At 66.3% G+C, this 18,565-nt stretch carries 10 protein-coding genes, 1 tRNA gene, 2 rRNA genes, 2 pseudogenes and 1 riboswitch (1 of these 16 only partly in view); of the genes and pseudogenes, 12 read left to right on the top strand and 3 right to left on the bottom strand.

Annotated features, from left to right (window positions below; all coding sequences use genetic code 11):
- From ACFJIT_RS16990 to rrf, 3 genes are all read left to right on the top strand, one after another.
- A tRNA-Ile gene (locus ACFJIT_RS16990) sits at window positions 1-26 on the top strand (it extends 51 nt beyond the left edge of the window).
- 255 nt (window positions 27-281) lie between these two features.
- A 23S ribosomal RNA gene (locus tag ACFJIT_RS16995) occupies window positions 282-3,149 on the top strand.
- 146 nt (window positions 3,150-3,295) lie between these two features.
- A 5S ribosomal RNA gene (gene rrf / locus ACFJIT_RS17000) occupies window positions 3,296-3,410 on the top strand.
- Between the two features lie 722 nt (window positions 3,411-4,132).
- On the opposite strand, the gene ACFJIT_RS17005 is transcribed toward rrf, so the two are convergent.
- Window positions 4,133-4,951 (bottom strand): YdcF family protein, encoded by an 819-nt coding sequence (locus ACFJIT_RS17005; protein ID WP_379654367.1) that lies wholly within the window; start codon window positions 4,949-4,951, stop codon window positions 4,133-4,135.
- A gap of 156 nt (window positions 4,952-5,107) precedes the next feature.
- On the opposite strand from ACFJIT_RS17005, the pseudogene ACFJIT_RS17010 reads away from it, so the two are divergent.
- The 7 genes and pseudogenes from ACFJIT_RS17010 (at window position 5,108) to ACFJIT_RS17040 (ending at window position 15,182) form a co-directional block, all read left to right on the top strand.
- Window positions 5,108-7,202 (top strand): annotated as a pseudogene (locus ACFJIT_RS17010) (catalase).
- Window positions 7,203-7,373: 171 nt separating this feature from the next.
- A complete protein-coding gene (locus ACFJIT_RS17015; protein WP_379654368.1) occupies window positions 7,374-7,928 on the top strand; it encodes a hypothetical protein in 555 nt (184 codons plus the stop codon).
- Between the two features lie 220 nt (window positions 7,929-8,148).
- Complete coding sequence (locus ACFJIT_RS17020) at window positions 8,149-8,634, top strand: hypothetical protein (protein WP_379654369.1); 486 nt, start codon at window positions 8,149-8,151, stop codon at window positions 8,632-8,634.
- 170 nt (window positions 8,635-8,804) lie between these two features.
- Window positions 8,805-9,554 carry a response regulator transcription factor gene (locus ACFJIT_RS17025; protein ID WP_130520636.1) on the top strand — a complete coding sequence of 250 codons (750 nt, stop codon included), beginning with the start codon at window positions 8,805-8,807 and terminating at the stop codon, window positions 9,552-9,554.
- A 156-nt stretch (window positions 9,555-9,710) separates the two neighbouring features.
- The gene (locus ACFJIT_RS17030; protein WP_235872424.1) at window positions 9,711-11,225 is read left to right on the top strand and encodes a histidine kinase famiy protein; all 1,515 of its coding nucleotides are present in this window, start codon (window positions 9,711-9,713) and stop codon (window positions 11,223-11,225) included.
- A gap of 114 nt (window positions 11,226-11,339) precedes the next feature.
- Window positions 11,340-11,593: riboswitch (cobalamin riboswitch) on the top strand.
- A gap of 231 nt (window positions 11,594-11,824) precedes the next feature.
- Window positions 11,825-14,117 (top strand): annotated as a pseudogene (metE, locus tag ACFJIT_RS17035) (5-methyltetrahydropteroyltriglutamate--homocysteine S-methyltransferase).
- 177 nt (window positions 14,118-14,294) lie between these two features.
- Entirely contained in the window at window positions 14,295-15,182 is an 888-nt protein-coding gene (locus tag ACFJIT_RS17040) for a fructose bisphosphate aldolase (RefSeq protein ID WP_379655794.1), read from the top strand.
- A gap of 79 nt (window positions 15,183-15,261) precedes the next feature.
- Here the strand turns inward: ACFJIT_RS17040 and ACFJIT_RS17045 are convergent, their stop codons facing one another.
- Entirely contained in the window at window positions 15,262-16,161 is a 900-nt protein-coding gene (locus ACFJIT_RS17045) for a LysR family transcriptional regulator (RefSeq protein WP_379654370.1), read from the bottom strand.
- 58 nt (window positions 16,162-16,219) lie between these two features.
- On the opposite strand from ACFJIT_RS17045, the gene ACFJIT_RS17050 reads away from it, so the two are divergent.
- Window positions 16,220-16,990 (top strand): sulfite exporter TauE/SafE family protein, encoded by a 771-nt coding sequence (locus ACFJIT_RS17050; protein WP_379654371.1) that lies wholly within the window; start codon window positions 16,220-16,222, stop codon window positions 16,988-16,990.
- Between the two features lie 27 nt (window positions 16,991-17,017).
- Here ACFJIT_RS17050 and ACFJIT_RS17055 read toward each other — a convergent pair whose 3' ends face one another.
- On the bottom strand, window positions 17,018-17,716 hold the full coding sequence (locus ACFJIT_RS17055) for an MgtC/SapB family protein (protein ID WP_379654372.1): 699 nt from the start codon (window positions 17,714-17,716) through the stop codon (window positions 17,018-17,020).
- Between the two features lie 158 nt (window positions 17,717-17,874).
- On the opposite strand from ACFJIT_RS17055, the gene ACFJIT_RS17060 reads away from it, so the two are divergent.
- Window positions 17,875-18,501, top strand: coding sequence for a nicotinamidase (locus tag ACFJIT_RS17060; protein WP_379654373.1), 627 nt, complete (start codon window positions 17,875-17,877; stop codon window positions 18,499-18,501).
- The last annotated feature ends 64 nt before the right edge of the window (window positions 18,502-18,565 follow it).

Consider the following 18,565-nt stretch of genomic DNA (forward strand, 5'->3'; position numbering starts at 1 on the left):
TGGTTCGAGTCCTCCCAGACCCACCACTCTGGATGTCTTGATTGCGCATACGAATTTCAAAGTTTGAGCGCGGGCGTTGAGGCCTGTGTTCTGCTCTTTAACAACTTGTGATGTAGCGAGCGTTTTAGATGATCATCTAGACGTGTCGTGAGGCTAAGGCGGGGGAGTGATCCCCTGAAAATTGAGTCGTTATATTCGCGCCGGGGCTTTGTACCCCCTGGCAACAGCACAGGATCCGTCCGGTGCTGAAAAAAGGACCTCGAGGCAACTTGAGGTTATATGGTCAAGCGAATAAGCGCACACGGTGGATGCCTTGGCGGTCAGAGGCGATGAAGGACGTGGCAGCCTGCGAAAAGTGTGGGGGAGCTGGCAACAAGCATTGATCCCGCAATGTCCGAATGGGGAAACCCACTGCTTCGGCAGTATCCTGCAGTGAATCCATAGCTGCTGGAGGCAAACCCGGTGAACTGAAATATCTAAGTAACCGGAGGAAAAGAAATCAACCGAGATTCCCTGAGTAGTGACGAGCGAACGGGGAACAGCCCTTAAGCTGATATGGTTTTAGAAGAACAGTCTGGAAAGACTGGCCATAGAAGGTGACAGCCCTGTATTTGAAAGGGCCATATCAGTGAAGACGAGTAGGGCGGGGCACGAGAAACCCTGTCTGAACATGGGGGGACCATCCTCCAAGGCTAAATACTCCTGACCGACCGATAGTGAACCAGTACCGTGAGGGAAAGGCGAAAAGAACCCCGGAGAGGGGAGTGAAATAGATCCTGAAACCGTGTGCGTACAAGCAGTAGGAGCCTCGCAAGGGGTGACTGCGTACCTTTTGTATAATGGGTCAGCGACTTACTGTTCGTGGCAAGCTTAACCGTGTAGGGGAGGCGAAGGGAAACCGAGTCTGATAAGGGCGCATAGTCGCGGGCAGTAGACCCGAAACCGGGTGATCTAGTCATGGCCAGGGTGAAGGTGCCGTAACAGGTACTGGAGGCCCGAACCCACGTCTGTTGCAAAAGACGGGGATGAGCTGTGATTAGGAGTGAAAAGCTAATCGAACCCGGAGATAGCTGGTTCTCCTCGAAAGCTATTTAGGTAGCGCCTCATATGTATCCTCTTGGGGGTAGAGCACTGTTATGGCTAGCGGTCCATCGCGGATTAGCAAACCATTGCAAACTCCGAATACCAAGACGGACTGTATGGGAGACACACGGCGGGTGCTAACGTCCGTCGTGAAAAGGGAAACAACCCAGACCCACAGCTAAGGTCCCAAATTTCGTGCTAAGTGGAAAACGATGTGGAAAGGCACAGACAGCCAGGAGGTTGGCTTAGAAGCAGCCACCCTTTAAAGAAAGCGTAATAGCTCACTGGTCGAGTCGGTCTGCGCGGAAGATTTAACGGGGCTAAGCACGAAACCGAAGCTTGGGGTGCATCACGCAAGTGATGCGCGGTAGAGGAGCGTTCCGTAAGCCTGCGAAGGTGGATTGAGAAGTCCGCTGGAGGTATCGGAAGTGCGAATGCTGACATGAGTAACGATAATGCGGGTGAAAAGCCCGCACGCCGAAAGCCCAAGGTTTCCTTGCGCAACGTTAATCGACGCAGGGTTAGTCGGTCCCTAAGGCGAGGGCGAAAGCCGTAGTCGATGGGAAGCAGGTTAATATTCCTGCACCTCGCGTAAGTGCGATGGAGGGACGGAGAAGGTTAGGCAGGCCAGGCGTTGGTTGTCCTGGTGAGAGCGTTGAGGCGGTTCCCTTTGGCAAATCCGGGGGAGCAACGTTGAGACGAAGGACCAGCCCTTTAGGGCGAAGCTGCTGATATCACGCTTCCAGGAAAAGCTCCTAAGCTTCAGCTTACGCAGACCGTACCGTAAACCGACACAGGTGGGTAGGATGAGAATTCTCAGGCGCTTGAGAGAACTCGGGTGAAGGAACTAGGCAAAATAGCACCGTAACTTCGGGAGAAGGTGCGCCTCTTCTGGTGAATAGCTGGGGGAGGCCGAAGTGACCAGGCCGCTGCGACTGTTTATCAAAAACACAGCACTCTGCAAACACGAAAGTGGACGTATAGGGTGTGACGCCTGCCCGGTGCTGGAAGGTTAATTGATGGGGTCAGCCGCAAGGCGAAGCTCTTGATCGAAGCCCCAGTAAACGGCGGCCGTAACTATAACGGTCCTAAGGTAGCGAAATTCCTTGTCGGGTAAGTTCCGACCTGCACGAATGGCGTAACGACAGCGGCGCTGTCTCCACCCGAGACTCAGTGAAATTGAAATCGCTGTGAAGATGCAGCGTTCCCGTGGCAAGACGGAAAGACCCCGTGAACCTTTACTATAGCTTTACATTGAACGTTGAGTTCGTCTGTGTAGGATAGGTGGGAGGCTATGAAACTGTGGCGCTAGCTGCAGTGGAGCCAACCTTGAAATACCACCCTGATGTGCTTGACGTTCTAACCTAGGTCCGTTATCCGGATCGGGGACCATGTATGGTGGGTAGTTTGACTGGGGCGGTCTCCTCCCAAAGAGTAACGGAGGAGCACGAAGGTACGCTCAGCGCGGTCGGACATCGCGCACTGTGTGCAAAGGCATAAGCGTGCTTGACTGCAAGATCGACGGATCAAGCAGGTACGAAAGTAGGTCTTAGTGATCCGGTGGTTCTGTATGGAAGGGCCATCGCTCAACGGATAAAAGGTACTCCGGGGATAACAGGCTGATACCGCCCAAGAGTTCATATCGACGGCGGTGTTTGGCACCTCGATGTCGGCTCATCACATCCTGGGGCTGTAGTCGGTCCCAAGGGTATGGCTGTTCGCCATTTAAAGTGGTACGCGAGCTGGGTTCAGAACGTCGTGAGACAGTTCGGTCCCTATCTGCCATGGGCGTTGGAGATTTGAGAGGGGCTGCTCCTAGTACGAGAGGACCGGAGTGGACGAACCTCTGGTGTTCCGGTTGTCACGCCAGTGGCACTGCCGGGTAGCTATGTTCGGAAGCGATAACCGCTGAAAGCATCTAAGCGGGAAGCGCGCCTCAAGATGAGATCTCCCGGGACACAAGTCCCCTAAAGGAACCATCAAGACTAGGTGGTTGATAGGTCAGGTGTGTAAGCGCTGTAAGGCGTTGAGCTAACTGATACTAATGATCCGTGTGGCTTGACCATATAACCTCAAGTGGCTTCGCCCTAGCGAAGACCACCTTAGCCTCGACGCACGTCGATGCTCACTAATCGCTCTCTACATCACAAGTAACTACGCGAGACTGAGCGCCTGATCCAGCTGTATCGGATGGCGACGCTCCAACCGTCTCCCTGGTGAAATTAGCGCTGTGGTCCCACCCGATCCCATCCCGAACTCGGAAGTGAAACGCAGCTGCGCCGATGGTAGTGTGGCTTAAGCCATGCAAGAGTAGGTCATCGCCAGGGTCTTACCCCAGACCCCCTCAGATCCAACGATCTGAGGGGGTCTTCTTTTGCGCCGGGGAAAAGCAACGCGGCTGCGCGGCAGCGGGCGCAACGCGGACAGCCACGCAGTACGCCCGCGCGTTCGATGCGGGCGGATCGGATGGAAGCGGAAGGACGGCAAGGTGTTGCGAAAGGCCGCGCCCCTTGAGCCAAGTGCGACTGCGCATGCTGATGCAGCGTGCCCGTGGGCTTGCTTCGAGGCTGATCTGCACCTCGGAAGCCCAATACCTGCGGGGCAAAGCAGATGAGATGAGCGGGTAGTGATTGCGTCTAAGGTTCGGCCAACAGCGCTGATCATCCGCGAAAAGGCGCAAGACGATTCACCCACAACGGCAGACGGCGACGCATGCGCCACGCGCCTGATAAGCGGTGCAGCGGATCGCGCCGCCGATGCAGGGCTTTGTATCCGATGACGGGCTCCCGATGGAGCTCTCCTGCACTGAACGTCCCCGCCCTTCGCGCGCGCCTGACGCCGCCCTGGGGCCAAGCCGCGGCTAACGAGCGTGAGAGTCATAGCGACTGAGCTACTCTGCTTCTCGGGTGCTCCCGCACGACTTCGTGGCGCGGTTGGGAGCCGCTACATCAGGTTTACTTCGCGACGCTCCGTGCAGTGGCGGTCCATGGCCGCCGACGGGACCTTGCTCGCCAGGGCCGCGGCTGGCCGCCAATCGCTCGGCGGCGGACTACTGCGCCGGCGGGAGCGTCACCGGGCGATCGCGCAGGCGCGGATGGGAGGGCACGGCGTCCGGCGTGGGTTTGACGGGAGGGTCGTTGCGGCCGAGCCAGTTGTACCAGTGGTAGCGGGCGATGCCGAGCCACTCGACGGCGGCCAGGTCGCTGATCAACAGGTTGTAACTGTTGGGCAGCCAGGAGGCGAACGGCGCGGTGTAGTCGCTGCGCGCCGGGGTCGGTTGCAGGCCGAAATGGCGGAAGTACAGCAGGCTGCGGCGCATGTGCAGGCCCGAAGTGACCAGGACCAGCGGCCCGTGCGCCCTGCTCGAGAGCAGGCGTGCGGTGAATTTGGCGTTCTCGAAGGTGTTGCGCGAGGCTTCTTCCTTCAGCACGTCCTCGGCCGGCACGCCGGCCTCTTCGATGAGCGAGGCATAGAGCTCGGCTTCGCTGTTGCCGAGGCCGGCCGGGTCGCCGCCGGACACCAGCACCTTGCAGCCCTGCGTGGCGGCCTTGCATGCGTCGAACAGCTGCACCGCGCGCAGGATGCGGCTGTAGGCCAGCGACTGCGGTTCGATGCCGCCTTCGTGCGGCAGCCGCTGCATGCCCATGCCCAGCACGATGATCACCGCGTCCGGCTGCCAGTCCACGCGTGCCGGCGCGCGTTGGCCGGCCTGGGTAGCGTCGACGATCCAGCCGGCCAGTACGCCATTGCCCAGCAGCCAGAACACCAGGAACCAGGCCACGCCGACACCGCGCGCGACGCGCGGGCGACGCAGGCGAAAGAGCAGCGCCGTCAGCAGGACGCCGAAGGCAAGAAACAGCAGCGACATCACGCAGGTCCCTGGAACGATGCGTGCATGGTCGCAGATCGCGGCGGCACCTTGGGAGCATCGCGTGAAGGCGATGCGAGCGGCAATCCACAAACAGTTGACGTCTTCGCGACCAGGATCGTGAGTCCCTTCGCCCGCCACCTGGAGCAGCACGCCATGGCCGCACGCAAACCCATCCCCAAGCCCGCCAACCCGCCCGCCGACCAAGGCGCCGTCACGCGCGGCGAAGGCGACGAGCTCCACCAGCAGGCCGGCGGCACGCATCCCGCACTGACCACCAACCAGGGCATCCCGGTCAGCGACAACCAGAACTCGCTCAAGGCCGGCCCGCGCGGACCGACGCTGCTCGAAGATTTCATCTTGCGCGAGAAGATCACCCACTTCGACCATGAGCGCATCCCAGAGCGCATCGTGCATGCACGCGGGACCGCGGCGCACGGCTATTTCGAGCTGACCAAGTCGCTGTCCAAGTACACCACCGCCAAGCTCCTGACCGAGACCGGGGTGAAGACGCCGGTGTTCACGCGCTTTTCGACCGTGGCCGGCGGCGCGGGCTCGGTGGATACGCCGCGCGACGTACGCGGCTTCGCGGTCAAGTTCTATACCAAGGAGGGCAACTGGGATCTGGTGGGTAACAACATCCCGGTGTTCTTCATCCAGGACGCGATCAAGTTCCCCGATCTGATCCACTCGGTGAAGATGGAGCCGGACCGCGGCTTCCCGCAGGCGGCCAGCGCGCACGACACCTTCTGGGACTTCATCTCGCTCACGCCCGAGTCGATGCACATGATCATGTGGGCGATGAGCGACCGCGCCATCCCGCGTTCGCTGCGCATGATCGAAGGCTTCGGCATCCACAGCTTCCGTCTGCTGGACGCGCAGGGCAACAGCACCTTCGTGAAGTTCCACTGGCGGCCCAAGCTGGGCCTGCAGTCGCACGTCTGGGACGAGGCGGTCAAGGTGGCCGGCGCGGATCCTGACTTCCAGCGCCGCGACATGTTCGAGGCGATCAGCAGCGGCGACTTCCCGGAATGGGAGCTGGGCGTGCAGCTGTTCACCGAGGAACAGGCGGCGCAGTTCCCGTTCGATCACCTGGACCCGACCAAGCTGATCCCGGAGGAGACCATCCCGCTGCAGATCATCGGGCGCATGGTGCTGGACCGCTGGCCGGACAACTTCTTCGCCGAGACCGAGCAGGTGGCCTACTGCCCGGCCAACATCGTGCCCGGCATCGACTTCTCCAACGATCCGCTGCTGCAGGGACGGCTGTTCTCGTACCTGGACACGCAGCTCTCGCGGTTGGGCTCGCCCAACTTCCATCAGCTGCCGATCAACGCGCCCAAGTGCCCGTTCCACAACAACCAGCGCGACGGCCACATGCAGATGGGCGTGCCGAAGGGGCGCGTGGCCTATGAACCGTCCTCGCTGCAGGAGGACAGCCCGCGCGAGACGCCGGCCGGCTTCCGCAGTCACGCCACCGTCGATGATGGCGCTAAGGGCCGCGTGCGGCCGGAGAGCTTCGCCGACCACTACAGCCAGGCGCGGCTGTTCTACCGCAGTCAGACCAAGCCCGAGCAGGCGCATCTGGCGTCGGCGCTGGTTTTCGAACTGTCCAAGGTCGAGACGGCGCACGTGCGTGAAGCCGTGATCGGCCATCTGCGCCACGTCGATGCCGAGCTGGCCCAGCGCGTGGCCAACGGCCGGCGGCCTGGATGCGCTGCCGCCGCCGGCGCAGGCCAAGGTCGAGCCGATCGACATGCCGCTCTCGCCGGCGCTGCAGCTGATCGGCAAGATGAAGGACACGCTCAAGGGCCGCACGGTCGGCATCCTGGTGCATGACGGCTCGGACGTGGGCACGGTCAAGGCCTTGCAGAAGGCTGCCAAGGACGCAGGTGCGACGGTCAAGCTGGTGGCGCCCAAGCTGGGCGTGGCGTTGTCGGACGGCCGGAAGGTCAGCGCCGATGGCCAGCTGGCGGGCACGCCGTCGTTCGTGTTCGATGCGGTCGCGGTGGTGCTGTCGGCCGACGCCGGCAAGGCGCTGGCCAAGGATTCGGCGGCGATCGACTTCGTCAGCAATGCCTGGGCGCATCTGAAGGCCATCGCCAGCGATGCGGGCGCCGCGCCGCTGCTGAAGGCCGGCAACGTCGGCAAGGACGCGGGTATCGTCGATGCAGCCGACACCAAGGGCTTCATCGCCGCGGCCAAGACGCGGCAATGGGCGCGTGAGCCGAAGCTGCGCATGCTGGCCTGAAGTTTTCGCCAGGCACGGCCTGAAGGGCACGCCGGCTTCTGCCGGCGTGCCCTTGTCGTTTCAGGCGATGCGAAGCGCACCCGGATGTCGTGACCTGTTCAGCGATTCACTGCGCGGCCATCACGTGCGGCTCAGTAAATCTGGGCCACGCATCCTCTCCATCCGACCACCATGGCCGACCTCGCAGTGCAATCCGACGTTCTCGTCGCCATCCTGCTCGCCGCGCTTCTTGCCGCCGTCCTCGTCCTGCTGGTCCAGCCCTTGTTCGGCGGCCGCAAGCGCGCACTGCACGACGCCGACTGGGAACCGGAGCGCCAGCAGCTGGCCGTGGATCTGGACCAGTGGGCGGCCGACCTGCGCGTGCTGGCCACCTCGCTGCGCCTGGGCCACTGGGGCGATGTGCGCTACGCGCTGCAGTGGCGCACGCTCGATCCGCCCGCTTCGCTGGTGGACGCGCTGGACTGGGATTCGATCAGCGGCCAACGGGCGGAGGTGCTGGCGCTGTCCAAGGTGATCGGCCACGCCGACGAGCTGGCGCAGATCGCGGTGATGACCGACCAGGTGGCGATGCTGCAGGGCGGCGCCGCAGTCACGCGCGACACCGTGACCTACGCCGCGGCCGACTATGCCAATGCGTTGCTGGTGCTGGCCGACGCCGCGGCCAAGGCACGTGCCGAACTGCGCCCGGACGCACGGGTCGCGGCGATCGCCCAGCCGACCTGTTGAGCGCGCGGCTGCTTATCGTCTTGTCACACATCGCGGCGTTGGGCCCCACTATTGGCGGTATATCGTTGCCTGCGCACAAGTGCGGGAGCGGCCTCGTGTGCGCTTTCGGTTGTCGACCGCAGGTCCGGCGGAGGCACATCCGCCTCGCTGGCGTCGTGCTGTCCCATCCGCGCCTCGTCCCGCGCATGACGTCTCTGCGAAGCGGACAGGGGAAGCATTGATGTGGCCAGTCTCGCGCGTCTTCGAGCGCGCCAAGCTCAGACACGCCAAGCGGGAAGCCTTGACCGCCCGTCGGCTGCGCAGTGCGGCGCAGGCCGGGGCGGACGAGGAAGCGCATCGGCTGTGGATGGCAGCCGCCCAATGCCGGCGGGTGCTTGAGCGACTGCGGCACCGTGTCGGCGCGTGGGACCCGGACGGGCGCCTGCTCGAACAGGCGCGCAGGCTGGCGCTGTTCGAACTCGATGCCGAGCGTGCGATTGCCGCACTGCGGATGCAGGTGCTCCAGGGCACCCATAGCATCGACGAGCAGCGGGCGCGTTCGGTCACCGCACGCGACCACCTGGAAACGGCGGCCGACGAGCTGGAACTGCGCGCCAATCTGGTCGATGCCAGGCAGCAGGCGCGCCAGCTGCGCAAGCACTCCGAGGTGCTGCTGAGCGAAAGCAGACAACATCTACTCGCGATCTGCGCGCCGCAAGAGATGTAGCTGACATCACGCGCAGCGTCAGCACCGCGCGAAGACGTCCTGACCTCAACGCCACATCGCTGAGCGAAGAGAAAACGTGATGCGTTCAATCAGCAGTAAGCGGTCTCGCCTTCACCCGGCATGGGCGGGGGCGCAGCGATGGTATCGGCACACTTCCAGGACCTGCTCCTATGCGCGCCTTCCAACAACGGCACACCCTGCTGCTGGTCGATGACGACTACGCGATCGCCACGGCGACCGGCGAATATCTCGAATCGATCGGCTACGACGTCGACTACGCCCACGACGGACTCGAAGGCCTGCGCCTGGCCAGCGAGCAGCACTACGACGTGATCCTGCTGGACGGCAAGATGCCGCGTATGGACGGGCTGGATGTCTGCCGTGCGTTCCGCCGCGAGGTCAAGCGCAGCACGCCGATCATCTTCCTGTCGGGCCGCGAGCGGGTCGAGGATCGCGTGACCGGCATCGAGGCCGGCGCGGACGACTACCTGGTCAAGCCATATGCCCTGCCGGAACTGCAGGCCCGCCTGAACGCGCTGATCAAGCGCCAGCGCCGTCAGCTGGCGGGCACGCGGCTGACGGTCGGCGATCTGACCCTGGAGACGGAGAACTACACGGTCAAGCGCGCCGGCCAGCGGCTGTCGCTTTCGCCGATCCAGTTTCAGCTGCTGGCGGTGCTGATGCGGCATTCGCCGGCGATCGTCACCCGGGCCCAGCTGGAGCGCGAGATCTGGGGCAGCGACCTGCCGGACTCGGACACGCTGCGCAGCCACATCTACAATCTGCGCAAGGTCATCGACAAGCCGTTCGATAGCCCGCTGCTGCACACCCACCTGACCTTCGGTTTCCGTCTGGCGCCGGTGGACCAGCCGCTGCCATCGACGCAGCCCGAGACCGATTCGGCCGCCGTGGCGGCCTGAGGCGGCCCTTGGGCCCGGCGTCGGTCCCTTCCCACTCACCAAGGATTGCGCTTGCCCCAGGAAACCGCACCCGGCTTCAAGTCCCCGGCGATCGACGACCTGCGCCTGAAGGGTCACAAGTCGGACATCTTCTTCGCGGCGGTGGAAACCACCCGCATGCCGATGATCGTCACCGACCCGCACCAGCCCGACAACCCGATCATCTTCGCCAATCGCGCCTTCATCGAGATGACCGGCTACAGCGCCGAAGAGCTGGTCGGGCGTAACTGCCGTTTCCTGCAGGGCAAGGACACCGACCGGGCCACGGTCGCGGCGATACGCGAATCGGTGGCGCAGAACCGCGAGTTCGCCGCGGAGATCCTGAACTACCGCAAGGACGGCACCTCGTTCTGGAACGCCTTGTTCACCTCGCCGGTGTTCGACGAGCAGGGCAATCTGATCTTCTTCTTCGGTTCGCAGCTGGACGTCAGCCGCCGCCGCGACGCCGAGGACGCACTGCGCCAGGCGCAGAAGATGGAAGCGGTCGGCCAGCTGACAGGCGGCATCGCGCACGACTTCAACAATCTGCTGCAGGTCATGAGCGGGCACCTGGAGCTGCTGGGGATGCTCAACAGTGCCGAGAAGCCGGACCAGGCGCGCATCGAGGCCGGCATCGCGCGCGCGCAGGCCGCGGCCAAGAAGGCCGCCACGCTGACCCAGCAACTGCTCGCCTTCGCGCGTCGCCAGCGGCTGGAGGGCCGGACCACCAACCTCAACACGCTGGTGTCGGGAATGATCGACCTGGCGCACCGTTCGCTGGGCGACGATGTCGAGCTGGTCACCCACCTGGACGCCTCGCTGTGGAACGCCAAGCTGGACAGCACCCAGGCCGAGGTGGCGCTGCTGAACATCCTGCTCAATGCGCGCGACGCGATGGAGGATCGCCCGCAGCGGCAGGTGACCATCGAGACGGCCAATGTGGAGGTGGACCAGAGCGATCTCAGCAGCCCCGACTTCCATCATCTGGCGCCGGGTCACTACGTCAGCGTGGCCGTGACCGACACCGGCTGCGGTATGCCGCTGGACATCCAGCAGCGCGTGCTGGAGCCGTTCTTCACCACCAAGGAGGAAGGCAAGGGCACCGGGCTGGGCATGAGCATGGTGTACGGCTTCGTCAAGCAGTCCGGCGGCGCGGTGCGCATCTATTCGGAGGTGGATCGGGGCAGCACGATCCGGCTGTACTTCCCGGCCCAGCCCAGCGAAGGCGGCAAGCCGCAGCTGCCCGAACCGCGTGCCAGCGGCCGCGGCGGCAGCGAACGGATCCTGATCGTGGAGGACCGTGAGGAGGTCGCGGCGGTGGCGCAGATGTTCCTGGAAGCGGCCGGCTATCAGACCGAGGTCGCCAGCAACGCGGCGCAGGCGCTGGAGCTGCTGAAGGCGAGCGACCCGTTCAATCTGCTGTTCACCGACCTGATCATGCCGGGCGGCATGAATGGCGTGGTGCTGGCCCACGAGGTCATGCGGCGCAGTCCGGCGACCAAGGTCATCCTCACCACCGGCTATGCCGAAAACACGCTGGCGCGCAGCGACGCCGAAGGCGCGCAGTTCGACGTGATCAACAAGCCCTACACCCAGCGCGACCTGCTCAAGCTGGTCCGTCAGGTGCTGGACGGCCCGACCGGCGTGGGCTGAGCTGCAGCGGCAGCCTTGCCGTCAAACACCTGCGAGACGAAGAGGCCCCGAAAGGGGCCTTTTCGTTGTCGCGACCGATCCGTGAGCCGCCTTGACGCGCCCGGCAGCCGGCGCGTAAGGTGCGTCCGTCGTGGTTCCATCGCTTCATCCACATGAAGCGATGGATTAAACGGGAATCCGGTGAAGGCGCGCCCCGTGCGCGTCCATTCCGGAGCTGCCCCGCAGCGGTCATTGGAAACGAAGCCTGCCAACAGCACTGGTCCGCGCCGCAAGGCATCGGGCCGGGAAGCGGCGGGGAGTAGGGGGGGCGGATCCGTTCCGCGCCGTGTCCATGAGCCCGAAGACCGGCCCCGGCCGGAGGACCCTGCTCGGTCTTCCGCTTCGACCTGGCACCGCTCGCGGGAGCGGCACGGGCGCGTGATGCGGCGGGCGCGAGGCCCGGTGCCGCAGGCGTGCGCGTGTGGAGGTTCCCGCGCACGGGGCCGGTTCGCCCGCGGGGGCGAAGGTCGCTGGCATGGCACGTTGCAGCCGCAGGGCTGTAAGGCGTGGCGTGCGGTTCCTTCGTTCCTCAATGCCCACACGCAATGAGGATCCATTCAATGACCAGCGTCACCAACCTCGGCTTTCCGCGCATCGGACCACGCCGTGAACTCAAGCACGCCCTGGAGCGCTACTGGAAGGGCGAGGACAGCGCCGACACGCTGCAGGCTACCGCTGCGGCCCTGCGCGCACAGCACTGGCAGCTGCAGCGGCAGGCCGGCGCCGACGTGCTGCCCAGCAACGACTTCTCGCTCTACGACCATGTGCTGGACACGGCGTTCCTGTTCGACGCCCTCCCGCAGCGTTATCGCGCCCTGGCCGACGCCGACCCGCTGGCCGGCTACTTCGCCATGGCGCGCGGCGTGCAGACCGGCGGCATCGACCTGCGCGCGCTGGAGATGACCAAGTGGTTCGACACCAACTACCACTACATCGTCCCCGAGCTGCATGCCGGCCAGGAGTTCGCCCTGCGCGGCGACAAGCCGGTGGCGCAGTTCCTGGAGGCCAGGGCCGCCGGCTTCGACACGCGTCCGGTGCTGCTGGGGCCGGTGAGCTTCCTGCTGCTGTCCAAGACCACCGATGGCAGCGACCGGCTGGCGCTGCTCGAGCGCCTGCTGCCGGTGTACGCGCAGCTGCTCGAACGCCTGCATGCCGCCGGCGCGGCCTGGGTGCAGATCGACGAACCCACGCTGGTGCTGGACCTGGACGAGGCGGCGAAGGCGGCCTTCGCCCGCGCCTATGCGTTCCTGGCCCAGGCGCCGCGCTCCAGGCTGCTGCTGACCACCTACTTCGGCGCACTGGGCGACAACCTTGGACCTGGTCGCGCGGCTGCAGGTCGAGGGGTTGCACGTGGATCTGGTGCGCGCGCCGGAACAGCTCGACGCGGTGCTGCAGGCCTGGCCCAAGGGCCGCGTGCTCTCGGCCGGCCTGGTCAACGGGCGCAATGTCTGGCGCACCAACCTGGACAACGCGCTGACGCTGGCGCGCTATGCGCAAGGGCACGTCGGCGCCGACAACCTGTGGCTGGCGCCGTCGTGCGCGCTGCTGCACGTGCCGGTGGACCTGGAGCAGGAGAAGGCGCTCGATGCCGAACTCAAGTCCTGGCTGTCCTTCGCCCGGCAGAAGCTGGGCGAGCTGCGCGTGCTGGCCGACGCGCTGGACGGACGCGAAGGCGCGGAAGGCCCGTTGGCGCAGCAGCGCGCCCGCCTGGAATCGCGCCGCCAGTCGGCGCGCGTGCATCGGCCCGAGGTGGCCCGGCGCCTGGCTACGTTGAGCGAGGCCGACAGCCGGCGCGCCTCGTCCTACGCCCAGCGCCGCGTGCTGCAGGAGCAGGCGTTCGGGCTGCCCGTGTATCCGACCACCACCATCGGCTCGTTCCCGCAGACCCAGCAGGTGCGCCAGGCGCGCGCCCAGCACAAGGCGGGCAAGCTGTCCGACGCCGACTACGAGACCTTCCTGGAGGCCGAGACCGAGCGCTGCGTGCGCTTCCAGGAACGCATCGGCCTGGACGTGCTGGTGCACGGCGAGTACGAGCGCAACGACATGGTTGAGTACTTCGGCGAGCAGCTGGACGGCTTCGCCTTTACCAAGCTGGGCTGGGTGCAGAGCTACGGCAGCCGCTGCGTCAAGCCGCCGATCATCTTCGGCGACGTGGTGCGCCCGAAGCCGATGACCGTGCGCTGGTCGCGCTACGCCCAGTCGCTGACCCAGCGGCCGATGAAGGGCATGCTGACCGGCCCGGTAACGGTGCTGCAGTGGTCGTTCGTGCGCGACGACCAGGCCCGCAGCGAGACCTGCCGGCAGATCGCGCTGGCCCTGCGCGATGAGGTCAACGACCTGGAGGCCGCCGGCATCGGCATCATCCAGATCGACGAGCCGGCCATCCGCGAAGGCCTGCCGCTGCGCCGCGATGCGTGGTCGGACTACCTGAACTGGGCGATCGAGGCCTTCCGCATCTGCGCCAGCGGTGTGGGCGATGCGACCCAGATCCACACCCACATGTGCTACTCGGAGTTCAACGACATCATCGATGCGGTGGCGGCGATGGATGCGGACGTGATCTCGATCGAGACCTCGCGCTCGCGCATGGAGCTGCTCGATGCGTTCGTGCGGTTCCGCTATCCCAACGGCATCGGCCCGGGCGTGTACGACATCCACTCCCCGCGCGTGCCCTCGGTGGAGGAAATGGTGGAACTGCTGCGCAAGGCGCGGGCGGTGCTCAGCCCGCAGCAGCTGTGGGTCAACCCGGACTGCGGCCTGAAGACCCGCGGCTGGGACGAGACGCGCCATGCGCTGGAGCAGATGGTGGAAGCCGCACGCCGCCTGCGCGCGGATCTGGCCCAGGCGGCCTGATGCGCGCGTGCCGCGCCTGCGCTGCAGGCGCGGCATTTCGGCGCACGCGGCAAACCACGCGGCGTGTCCCCGGCTGAAACCGTTCTGAAGCCGATAACGTTTTCACGGCTGCCAGCGACGCGGGGCTTGCGTACACTCTGGCTCCCCCATCTTTCATAGGACTTGCCGACCGTGTCGATCAACCAGGAACAGCGGGACAAGATTGCTTCCGGCCAGGGCTTCATCGCCGCACTGGACCAGAGCGGCGGCAGCACGCCCAAGGCGCTCAAACTCTACGGCGTCGACGAGTTGGCCTATTCCAACGATGCGGAGATGTTCGCGCTGGTCCACCAGATGCGCGAGCGCATCGTCACCAGCCCGGCGTTCACCGGCGAGCGCGTGGTCGGGGCGATCCTGTTCGAGCGCACGCTCGACGACCGCTTCGCGGGCGAAGAGGCCGCGCACTACCTGTGGAACGTCAAGCAGGTCGTGCCGTTCCTGAAGATCGACAAGGGCCTGGAGGACGAGGCCAACGGCGTGCAGCTGCTCAAGCCCATCCCGGGCCTGGCCGAGCTGCTGGCCAAGGCCAAGGCCAAGGGCGTGTTCGGCACCAAGGAGCGCTCGGTCATCAAGGCCGACAACGCCGCCGGCATCGCGGCGGTGCTGGACCAGCAGTTCGAGCTGGGCCAGCAGGTGCTGGACGCCGGCCTGGTCCCGATCATCGAGCCGGAGGTGGACATCAAGGCCGCCGACAAGGCGCAGATCGAGACCACGCTGAAGCAGGGTCTGCTCGAGCGCCTGGACAAGGTCGATGCGGCCACGCCGGTCGTGCTCAAGCTGACCCTGCCCAGCGTCGATGGCTTCTTCAAGGAACTGGTCGACCACCCCAGCGTGCTCAAGGTGGTGGCGCTGTCCGGCGGCTACAGCCGCGATGAGGCCAACGCCAAGCTGGCCCGGAACCCCGGCATCATCGCCAGCTTCAGCCGCGCGCTGACCGAGGGCCTGAGCGCGCAGCAGAGCGACGAAGAGTTCAACAAGACGCTCGATGCCACCATCGAGTCGATCTACCGCGCCTCGATCGCCTGATCGACGCGGATGGTGTGATTCACGCAGGCCCCGCTTCGGCGGGGCCTGTCGCGTTTCAAGGGCCGCGGCAGGGCGGGCTTCAACGATCGGCGGCGCGGTCGGCCCAGTCGGCCAGGTGAGTGCGCAAGGCCTGCGCGGTCGGCGAAAGCGGGCGTGTACCGTCCCAGCACAGGCACAGGCGCCGCTGCGCCCAGGGCTCGCTCAGCGCAACGCCGCGAACGCACGGCCCAAGCCGCGCCAGTGCGGCGGCCGGCACCACGGCCACGCCGGCGCCGGCGGCGACCATCGCGCCGATGGCCTCGAACGTGCGCAGTCGCACGCGGTACGCCAAACGCAGGCCCAGCGCCGCCGCCTGGGCGTCCAGATGGCGCTGCAGGGCACTGCTTTCGGGCAGGCCGATCCAGGGCTCGGCCGCCAGATCGGCCAGGCTCAGCGCCTGCGCACTGGCGGCGGCGTGCGCGAGCGGCAGCAGCGCCACCAGGGTGTCGCGCGCGAAGTGCTGGCGTTGCAAGCCTGGCGAGGCCGCGGCCTCCGACAGGATGCCCAGCTCCACCACGCCGGCCTCCAGCGCCTTGGCGATCTCCTCGCTGCTGCGCTCGAGCAGGTCCACATCGATGTGGGGGTGGGCCGCCAGCCAGGGCGCCAGCGCGGCGGGAAGCGCCTCGCTCATGGTCGCGGTATTGACCATCAGGCGCACGCGCCCCCGCGTCCCGCGCGCATGGTCGGCCAGTGCATGCCGCAGCAGCGCCGACTGCTGCAGGATCGAGCGCGCGTGATGGGCCACCGCCTCGCCCGCCGCGGTAGGCCGGATGCCCTTGGGCAGGCGGTCGAGCAGGACGATACCGGCGTATTCCTCCATCGCACGCAGGCGCTCGCTGGCGGCGGCCAGCGACAGGTGCGCGCGCTCGGCGCCGGCGGTGATGCTGCCGGCGTCCAGCACGGCCAGGAACAGGCGCAGGTCGGGCAGATCGAATCGCAAGGCCAAGGGCTCCTTCGGCTGGCCCGAAGGCCGGCATCGGACAGACCGCATTGTGCCCGTGCGCGTCACCCCGTTTCATGGCGGCATGCAGATCTCGGCGGAAATGTGGTGGCTGATCGTGCTCGGCACGTTCTTCGTGGCCGGCTGCGTGAAAGGCGTGACCGGCATGGGCCTGCCGACCGTGGCCATGGGCGTGCTGGGTGCGCTGATGTCGCCGGCCTGGGCGGCCGCCTTGCTGCTGCTGCCTTCGCTGGTGACCAATGTGCTGCAGCTGGTCAGTGGCGGGCAGTTGGGTGCGCTGCTGCGACGGCTGTGGCCGATGCAGCTGGCGGTGGTCGCCGGCACGCTGCTGGCTTCCGCCTGGCTGGCCGGTGGGGCGGCGGACGGCACGGCGCGCCTGCTCGGCATCGCGCTGGTGCTCTACGCCCTGGTGACCCTGCTGTCCCGGCCGTTCCGTGTGTCGCCCGCGCTGGAACGCGTGCTTGCGCCGCTGGTCGGCGGCATCACCGGCGTGGTGACAGGGGTAACCGGCGTGTTCGTGATCCCGGCGGTGCCCTTCCTGCAGGCGCTGGGCCTGCAGCGCGATGCGCTGGTGCAGGCGCTGGGCCTGTCCTTCACCGTCTCCACGCTCGCGCTGGCCGCCGGCCTGGCCCTGCATGGCGCGCTGTCGGTCGGCCATCTGCTGCCGTCATCGATCGCCGTGCTGCCTGCCCTGGCTGGCATGTGGCTGGGCCAGCGCCTGCGCCAGCGCATCCGTCCGGCCGCGTTCCGGACCGGCTTCCTGGTCTGCCTGCTGCTGCTCGGGGTGGAGCTGGCGTGGCGCGGTTGAAACGCGGGCGCGTGCGGGGTCGGAGCGCTACTGGCTGATGCTGCCGCGCAGGTCGACCTGCTCGACGCCGGCGACCCCGCGCAGGTCTTCCAGGGCCTGCAGCAGCGCCGCCTGCGGCACGGTGGATTCGCAGCGCACGTCGAGCAGATCGGTCTGCGGCGTGCGCGGCTTGAGCACCATGCGCTGTACCGACAGGCCGCTGCGCTCCAGCTGCTGCTGGATCTGCCCCAGCGGCGCGTGCTGGCGCGACAGCACCAGCTTCAGGCCCGGCATCGAGGCGCGGCGGCGGCGCAGATAGCGGCGCTCCAGCGGCTTGAGCAGGGCCAGGATGATCCACAGCAGCGCGGTGGCCAGCACCGCGGCCGCGTACAGGCCGCTGCCGACGGCCAGTCCGATCGAGGCCACCGCCCACAGCCCGGCCGCGGTGGTGAGGCCGCGGATCACCTGCTCGCGCTGCAGGAACAGGATGGTGCCGGCGCCGAGGAAGCCCACGCCGCTGATCACCTGGGCGGCGATGCGCGAGGGATCGAGCACCACATGCGGATTGCCCAGCACGTCGTTGAAGCCGAACGCCGAGACGATGATGGCCAGGGTCGCGCCGACGCAGACCAGCATGTGCGTGCGCAGGCCGGCGGCCCACTCCAGCCGGCCGCGGTCGGCGCCGATGATGCCGCCCAGCAGCGCGGCCAGCAGCAGGCGCAGGGCGATCTCCCAGGTGTCGAGCATGTGTGCGGTCTCCTTGCTGGTGGCCGGTGCGCTGCACGCACGGGCAACGCGGCTGAGCCTAGCCCCATCGTGATCAAGGCGCGCTCAAGGCGGCGCCGGCTTGAGGCCGCTGGCGCGCGTGGCTAGGCTGCGGCTTCCCCACGCCGCTGGCCGCTTCGATGACCGACATGCCTTCCGATACCGCGCTGATCGTGGTCGATCTGCAACCGGACTTCATGCCGGGCGGCGCGCTGGCCTGCTTCGAGGGCGATGCGATCGTGCCGGGCATCGCGCAGCTGCTGGCCGCGCGCGTCTACGGCACGGTCGTGGCCACGCAGGACTGGCATCCAGGTGCGCATGCCTCCTTCGCCGCGCAGCATCCGGGGCATGCGCCGTTCGAGGTGATCGAGCTGCACGGCCAGCCGCAGACGCTGTGGCCGCCGCACTGCGTGCAGGGCACGCCGGGCGCGGCGCTGGACCCGCGCGTCGACTGGACGCCGGCCGACCTGATCCTGCGCAAGGGCACCCATGCGCAGGTCGATTCCTACAGCGCATTCCGCGAGAACCACGGCCCGGATGGGCTGCGCCCCAGCACCGGCCTGGCCGGCTGGCTGCGCGAACGCGGCATCGCGCAGGTGCACGTCTGCGGGCTGGCGCGCGATGTCTGCGTGCTGTGGACGGCGCAGGATGCGCGCGCCGAAGGCTTCGAGGTGGCGTTCCTGTGGGAGCTGACGCGCCCGGTCACGCCGGACGGGGACGCGCCGACGCGCGCGGCGTTGCAGGAGGCGGGGATCCCGATTCTCTGAACGCGTGATCCGAGTCGCCAAGCCGGGGAGCGGGATTCCCGGGTTTGACAACTCCGGGGCCAAA

Source organism: Pseudoxanthomonas sp. UC19_8, from assembly GCF_042700505.1.
In the GTDB taxonomy this organism is placed as follows: Bacteria; Pseudomonadota; Gammaproteobacteria; order Xanthomonadales; family Xanthomonadaceae; genus Pseudoxanthomonas_A; species Pseudoxanthomonas_A winnipegensis.

Excerpts from the sequence above, each read along its gene's own strand:
- ACFJIT_RS17030 (WP_235872424.1), top strand. The coding sequence starts at position 9,711 with ATGCCGATGATCGTCACCGACCCGCACCAGCCCGACAACCCGATCATC.
- ACFJIT_RS17025 (WP_130520636.1), top strand. The coding sequence starts at position 8,805 with ATGCGCGCCTTCCAACAACGGCACACCCTGCTGCTGGTCGATGACGAC.
- ACFJIT_RS17060 (WP_379654373.1), top strand. The coding sequence starts at position 17,875 with ATGACCGACATGCCTTCCGATACCGCGCTGATCGTGGTCGATCTGCAA.
- ACFJIT_RS17055 (WP_379654372.1), bottom strand. The coding sequence starts at position 17,716 with ATGCTCGACACCTGGGAGATCGCCCTGCGCCTGCTGCTGGCCGCGCTG.
- ACFJIT_RS17020 (WP_379654369.1), top strand. The coding sequence starts at position 8,149 with ATGTGGCCAGTCTCGCGCGTCTTCGAGCGCGCCAAGCTCAGACACGCC.
- ACFJIT_RS17005 (WP_379654367.1), bottom strand. The coding sequence starts at position 4,951 with ATGTCGCTGCTGTTTCTTGCCTTCGGCGTCCTGCTGACGGCGCTGCTC.
- ACFJIT_RS17015 (WP_379654368.1), top strand. The coding sequence starts at position 7,374 with ATGGCCGACCTCGCAGTGCAATCCGACGTTCTCGTCGCCATCCTGCTC.